The organism is Gordonia jinhuaensis (genome assembly GCF_014639795.1).
GTDB lineage: Bacteria > Actinomycetota > Actinomycetes > Mycobacteriales > Mycobacteriaceae > Gordonia_B > Gordonia_B jinhuaensis.
In genome coordinates, this window is sequence record NZ_BMGC01000030.1 from 42,424 (window position 1) to 48,968 (window position 6,545).

The 6,545-nt window shown below is 66.8% G+C and carries 6 protein-coding genes; 5 read left to right on the forward strand and 1 reads right to left on the reverse strand.

The window, feature by feature from the left end; all coding sequences use genetic code 11:
* The 5 genes from IEW22_RS15860 to eutC all read left to right on the forward strand — a co-directional run bounded on the left by IEW22_RS15860 (nt 1) and on the right by eutC (nt 5,677).
* Nucleotides 1–897 (forward strand): hypothetical protein, encoded by an 897-nt coding sequence (locus tag IEW22_RS15860; protein WP_188587642.1) that lies wholly within the window; start codon nt 1–3, stop codon nt 895–897.
* 11 nt (nt 898–908) lie between these two features.
* Nucleotides 909–2,348, forward strand: coding sequence for an aldehyde dehydrogenase family protein (locus IEW22_RS15865; RefSeq protein WP_188587644.1), 1,440 nt, complete (start codon nt 909–911; stop codon nt 2,346–2,348).
* A 57-nt stretch (nt 2,349–2,405) separates the two neighbouring features.
* Nucleotides 2,406–3,380 carry an ABC transporter substrate-binding protein gene (locus IEW22_RS15870; RefSeq protein ID WP_188587646.1) on the forward strand — a complete coding sequence of 325 codons (975 nt, stop codon included), beginning with the start codon at nt 2,406–2,408 and terminating at the stop codon, nt 3,378–3,380.
* Nucleotides 3,381–3,512: 132 nt separating this feature from the next.
* Nucleotides 3,513–4,934 (forward strand): ethanolamine ammonia-lyase subunit EutB, encoded by a 1,422-nt coding sequence (locus tag IEW22_RS15875; RefSeq protein ID WP_188587648.1) that lies wholly within the window; start codon nt 3,513–3,515, stop codon nt 4,932–4,934.
* Nucleotides 4,931–5,677: an ethanolamine ammonia-lyase subunit EutC gene (eutC, locus tag IEW22_RS15880; protein ID WP_188587650.1), complete on the forward strand. Its 747-nt coding sequence runs from the start codon at nt 4,931–4,933 to the stop codon at nt 5,675–5,677. The genes IEW22_RS15875 and eutC overlap by 4 nt, the downstream gene beginning before the upstream one ends.
* 11 nt (nt 5,678–5,688) lie before the next feature.
* On the opposite strand, the gene IEW22_RS15885 is transcribed toward eutC, so the two are convergent.
* Nucleotides 5,689–6,339 (reverse strand): HNH endonuclease signature motif containing protein, encoded by a 651-nt coding sequence (locus IEW22_RS15885; RefSeq protein WP_188587652.1) that lies wholly within the window; start codon nt 6,337–6,339, stop codon nt 5,689–5,691.
* Nucleotides 6,340–6,545 lie beyond the last annotated feature (206 nt).

Below are 6,545 nucleotides of genomic sequence, written 5' to 3' on the forward strand. Positions count from 1 at the left end.
GTGAGCGATGGGCAGTATTCGGTGGGCCAGTACGGCGAACCCGCGGACGGCAGGTTTTCGGAACAGGGTGCGGGAGACGAGCAGATGAGCGACCAGACCAGCTCGAAGGGCAGCGGCGTGAACATGCCGACCGTTCTGGTGTCGGCAGGTGTCTCGGCGGTGATCTCCGCGCTGATCGTGACCATCGGTGTGGTCGGCATCCTGGTGGCCCATGACGACAACAACTCCTCCTCGGCGTCGGCTGCCCAGCCGACCGTGGTGAACCTCGGCGCGGCGGCCGACACCGCGGCTGCCGGTGCCACGACGGCAGGTGCGCCCGCGTCGGCCGCCCCGGGCGCACCCAAGACCGGCGCCGCTGCCGGCGCTCCCGCGGGTGGCGCACCGGCCGCGGAGAACGTGCCCGAAGAGGCACCGGCGAATGCGGGCGGCGCGGCACCGGCCGCAGCCGGGTCTGCCGACACGGCCACCGCCGATGCTCCCGCGGCAGCCGCCGCACCGGCCGCACCGGCACAGACGCCGACCGCACAGACCTCCTCGGCGGCCGCACCCGCGCCGCTGACGCCGGGACAGCTCACCACCAAGGTGAACACGATCCTCAACACGAACGCGAGCAGTGCTGCGCGGGCCGACGAGCTGCAGGCCGGCGCCGGTGCGCTGTCGACGGCCAACGGCATCGCCAACGCTCTGCGTCTGGCCGGCCCGGTCTACAAGTGGCGTATCGCCGGACCGGTGACGGTCAGCGGCGACACCCTGACCGCGACCCTGGTGACCTCACTGGTCGGATATGCCGACCGCACAGAACCGATCACCTTCGTGTGGATGGACGGCAAGTGGAAGCTCTCCAACAAGAGCGCCTGCAGTTTCGCCTCGCACGCGATGCTCTCGTGCAACCTGTGACCGTGCAACCTGTGACCGTGCACCCTGTGGTCGTGGATGCCGCGCTGACCCGTGCCCGGATCGCCGGTCGCGAGTACGCCGGGTACACCCAGGAGCAGGTGGACGAGGTGGTGCGTGCGGTCGGGTGGGCGTGTTATGAGCCCGGCAATGTGGCTGTCTACGCGCATCTTTCGCGTCACACAACCGGGATGGGTCGGAGTGCTGACCTGTTCGATCTGCATCGTCGGCGGGTGCTGGGCACCATGGCTGATCTGTCCGGTCAGACCACCGTCGGGGTGATCGAGCGGGGACGTGGACTCGAACGGCATGCGAAACCTCTCGGTGTGATCGCCGTGGTGGCTCCGGCAACCGCCCCGGCCACGGCGATCGCCACCACCACGTTGTCGGCACTCAAGACGCGCAATGCCGTGATCGTCAGCGCACACCCGAGTGCGCGCCGCGTCGCCGAGCGCATCGTCGCCGATATCGGTGATGCGCTCGAGAAGTCGGGTGCGCCGGCGGGTCTGGTGTCGCTCATGGCCACCGGCGACCGCGAGTCGGTGTCGGAGCTGATGTCGCGCTGCGACTTCGTGGTGGCCACCGGCGGTGCGGCCACGGTGTCGCGCGCCTATGCCAGCGGTACGCCCGCGGTGAGTGCCGGGACCGGGAACTCCACGATCATCGTCGACGAGTTCGCCGACATCGAGCGCGCCGCGCGTGTGATCGCCGAGGGCGGTTCTTTCAACGAGGGGACCTCGTGCTCGTCGGAGAGCAATGTGCTGGTCCACCGTTCGGTGTATGCGCGACTGCTCGCCGAACTGTCCACGCGCGCAGCGCATGTGCTCGACCCGGAGACCTCTGATCTGGTGGAGGCGGTGATCTGGCCGCGCGGTGAACGCGCACGTGATCTCGTGGGCCGCTCGGCGGCGACGATCGCGGCCGCGGCCGGCATCGCGACCGGCGCACGGTTGCTGATCCTCACCGCGACACGGGTGTCGGTGGGCAGACCGATGTTCACCGAGAAGCTGACCCCGGTGTGTTCGGTCGCACCCTATGACGATTTCGCCGAGGCGGTGGCCACGGTGGGTGACATCCTCACCTACAGCGGACGCGGCCACAGTTGCGGGATCCACACCGGCGACAACGATCGTGCCCGCGCGCGGGTGGATCGGCTGGCCCGTCAGCTCGACGTCTCGCGTGTGATGGTCAACCAGTCCACGATGGGGAATGCGGGCAGTCCGCACAACGGGTTGCCGTTCACGTCGGTGGTCGCCAGCGGATCCTGGGGTGGATGCAGTCGTTCGGAGAATGTCTCCTGGCGTGACTTCCTCCAGACCACCGTTGTCTCACGGGAATTCGACCGCGGCATCGACGATCTCGATGACGCTGACATGCGTGAACTGTTCGGCGAGCGTGCGGTGTCGAGTGGTCCGGTGGTCCCGATGGCTCGCATCCATCAACTGACCGGATAGATCAGGCTTCCCCGGTACGTCACCCAACAAGATAAGGCTGTGTTCGTGATTCGCTCGATGACGCGCGTTGTGTCCCTCTCCGTGGCCCTCCTCGTGACCGCGGTGGTCGTGATGTTCGCCGCCGCATGCAGTTCCGCCGACGACTCCTCGGATTCGACGGTGGCGCCGGTGGTGGTGAACACGTCGAGCGGATCGGTGGAGATCAAGAACATCCCCAAACGCGTGGTCACCCTCGGCTCGCAGTGGACCGACGTGATGCTCGCCCTCGGTGTGACCCCGGTGGCCTATGTCGACAACGTCGAGATGCAGACCAAATCGCCCGCGCCGTGGGTCGGTGACAAGCTCAAGGATGCGCAGTCGATCGATCCGGGTGGAGATCTGGTGGCCCAGGTCGCGAAGGCGAATCCGGATCTGATCCTCGCGCCGGGCTTCGGTGCCGAACCCGACACGCTCACGAAGCTGAAGCAGCTCGCGCCGACGATCCCGTCGATCACCGGCGCGCAGGTGGACCCGTGGGAGGACATGGTGACCCTCGGCGGCACGATCATGCGCACCCCGGACAAGGCCAAGTCGGTGATCGCCGGTGTCAACGACAAGGTCGACGGCGTCAAGAAGGCCAATCCGGGGCTGGCGGGCAAGACGTTCACGCTGGCCTACATGTACTCCGCCGACCAGATCCAGGTGTTCGGCGATCCCACCGACGGTGCCGCAGCGCTGTTCACGCGGCTGGGTATGCGTATCCCCGACAATCTGGTCGCCACGGCGAAGAAGCAGAACCAGCCGCGCTTCCCGGTGAGTGTCGAGAACGTCCCGCAGCTCAACTCCGACCTGCTCGCGATCACCGCGCAGACCGACGATCTCAAGGCGAAGTTGCAGGCGCTGCCCGGGTACAAGAATCTCGACTCGGTACGCAAGGGTGCGGTCGCCTTCCTGTCGGTCGCCGAGATCACCGGGCTGAACCTCCCGTCACCGCTGTCGATCCCGTATGTGCTGGACAAGGTGACCCCGGCGCTGGAGAAGGCCGCCGCCTGATGTGCGGCAGTGATCTGGCCGTCTATCGGTAGACAGTGCCGATGCGGGCACTTAGCGTTGATCCGTTGGATCAGCGCCTGTGACCTTGCACGACTCCTGGCGCACTCGGCGATGATGGGGTGAGGTGCGACCGTGAGCACGTATCGGCATTCACTGTCGGGAACCAGCTACGAGTTCTCCGGGCTCGTCGATGTGATGGCCAAGGCCACACCTCGTCGGTCGGGGGATGAGCTGGCCGGATGTGCGGCCGCATCCGACTCCGAACGGGCTGCGGCACAATGGGTTCTGGCCGACGTGCCGCTCACCGAGTTCCTCGAGCAGCCGCTGGTGCCCTATGAGACCGACGAGGTGACCCGGCTGATCATCGACAGCCATGACCGTGAGGCGTTTGCGCCGGTGGCCGGGCTGACCGTCGGCGGTCTGCGGGACTGGCTCCTGGCGACCGCGAGTCTTCCCGCCGCCGATGCGGCGGCGACGCTCACCGCGGTGTCGCCGGGGCTGACCCCGGAGATGGTCGCGGCGGCCAGCAAGATCATGCGCAACCAGGATCTGATCGCCGTGGCCGCGGCCACCCGGGTGACCGCGGGGTTGCGCACCACCATCGGTCTGCCGGGCACGCTGGCGACCCGGCTGCAACCCAACCATCCGACCGACGATCCCACCGGAATCGCCGCGGCGACGCTCGACGGGCTGCTGTTGGGGTGTGGCGATGCGGTGATCGGGATCAACCCGGCGACCGACTCGCCTCAGGCCACCTCCGATCTCCTGCATCTGCTCGATGACATCCGCACGCGCTACGAGATCCCGATGCAGTCGTGTGTGCTGTCGCATGTCACCACCACGATCGGGTTGGTGGAGGCCGGTGCGCCGGTGGATCTGGTGTTCCAGTCGATCGCCGGCACCGAGGGCGCCAACCGTGGATTCGGGGTCGATCTCGCGTTGCTGCGTGAGGGCAACGAGGCCGGCCGGTCACTCGGGCGCGGCACGGTCGGCAACAACGTGATGTACCTGGAGACCGGGCAGGGATCGGCTCTGTCGGCGGGTGCGCATCTCGGGGTCGACGGGGCGCCGGTGGATCAGCAGACACTCGAGACCCGGGCGTATGCGGTGGCACGTGAACTCGAACCGCTACTGGTGAACACGGTGGTCGGCTTCATCGGTCCGGAATATCTCTATGACGGCAAACAGATCATCCGTGCCGGCCTGGAGGATCACTTCTGCGGAAAGCTGCTGGGGCTGCCGATGGGGGTCGACGTCTGCTACACCAACCACGCCGAGGCCGATCAGGACGACATGGACACGCTGCTGACGTTGCTGTGCGCGGCAGGGGTGGCATTCGTGATCACCGTGCCGGGTGCCGACGACGTGATGCTGGGATATCAGAGCCTGTCGTTCCACGATGCGCTGTATGCGCGGCGCGCGATGGGGTTGACTCCGGCGCCGGAGTTCGCGGCGTGGCTGGATCGGGTGGGGATGCTCGATGCGGCGGGACGGATTCTCGACATCGAACCCGAACGTTCGCCGCTGCGTGCACTGACGGGTTCGTTGTCGTGAGCGGCGAGTTGTGGGAGTTGTTGCGGCAGAGGACATCTGCGCGTATCGGTTTGGGCAGGACGGGTGATTCGCTGCCCACCGAGCGGGTGCTGGAGTTCGCCGCCGCGCACGCCGCCGCGCGCGATGCGGTGCACCGTCCGCTGGACGTGCAGGCGTTGTCCGCGCAGATCGCCGCGTTGGGTGTCGGCGATCCGGTGGCGGTGACCTCTCAGGCAGCTGACCGCAGCGAGTATCTGCGTCGACCCGATCTCGGTAGGCTGCCTGCGGATCTGTCGGCGGTGAACGCGGTTGCCTCCGGTGAGGTTCCCGGCCCCGATATCGCGATCGTGCTCGCCGACGGGTTGTCGCCGACCGCTCTCGCCGAGCACGGCGCCGCAGTGGTGGGTGCGGTGAAGGATGTGTTGTCGCCGGTGTATTCGATTGCGACACCGGTGATCGCGACGCAGGCGCGAGTGGCACTGGGGGATCACATCGCGGCGGCGCTGGGGGCGCAGACATTGCTGGTGATCATCGGGGAACGACCGGGACTCTCGGTTGCCGACAGCGTCGGCATCTATCTGACGCATCATCCACAGCCGGGGATGGCTGACTCCCAACGCAATTGCATCTCCAACATCCACCCGCCGGGAGGGCTCGACTATGCCGGTGCCGCGCGGGTCGTCGCGTCGCTGGTCGCGGGCGCGCGTGAGCTCGGGCGCTCGGGTGTGGATCTCAAGGACACGAGCCGCAGCCTGACGTCGTGACATAGCGGCCATCAGTAGGGCGGTGGGTCGTGCGCGCCGAGCCGCGTTTGGTCTGCATGTTCTCCTCCAAGGGCTTTGCGGTTGCGTTCTCGTTCTTGGCGTCGGCGGGCGTGTGTGTCTGCCAGGCGTGGTCGGCGTCTGGTGGGTGACTCTGGGGTGTTTGGTTGTGGTGGTGGGTGTTTCGGTGGTTGCGGGTTGGTGAAGGTGATGTCCCGCAGGGTGGGGAACAGGTCGTCGCCGGATTCGGCGTGACCGTGGATGGTTGTGCCGTTCTGGGTGTAGAAGATTTGGCGGGCTTTGCCGGTGGCGTCGATGTATTGGTCGTCGAGGAACACGCCGTCGGTTTTCATCTGGTGATGCATCCGGCATTTGGTCGCGAGTCCTGCTGCGGTGGTCTGGCCACCGGCGGCGGGGTTGTCGTGGTCGTATTCGTGCACGTGGTCGAGGTCGCCGGCGAAGGCGGGCTTGTCGCAGCCGGGCACGGTGCAGTAACCGTCCCGGATACGGATGAACAGGTTCATCGCCGTCGACGGCCGGTAGGGGTCTGAGGGTAGGTGCGGGCGCAACGGCTTACCGTTGGGGTTGATCGGTCTGATGACCGCACTCGTGCGTTTCGCCAACTCGCGCACGTAGTCGCCGGAGATCACGCCGTAGCCGTCCATGAACCCCACACCGGAGTGGCGCGGGGAATAGGCGCGCTTGGTCGTGGACTCGGTTGTGGGCTTGGGTTCGGGCTCTTCGGCCGAGTCAGGTTCAGCGGCAACAGGGAGCGTGTCAGATGGTTTGTGTGAGGTAGCGGTGCTCCTGACTGAAAGCCGAGACACTGATGACTGTGGTGGACAAGAAACTCGAGCGTGACCAACGTCGC

What these genes read in the sequence shown, in the direction of transcription:
- IEW22_RS15870 (WP_188587646.1), top strand. Translation starts at nt 2,406, where the DNA reads ATGACGCGCGTTGTGTCCCTCTCCGTGGCCCTCCTCGTGACCGCGGTG.
- IEW22_RS15885 (WP_188587652.1), bottom strand. Translation starts at nt 6,339, where the DNA reads ATGGACGGCTACGGCGTGATCTCCGGCGACTACGTGCGCGAGTTGGCG.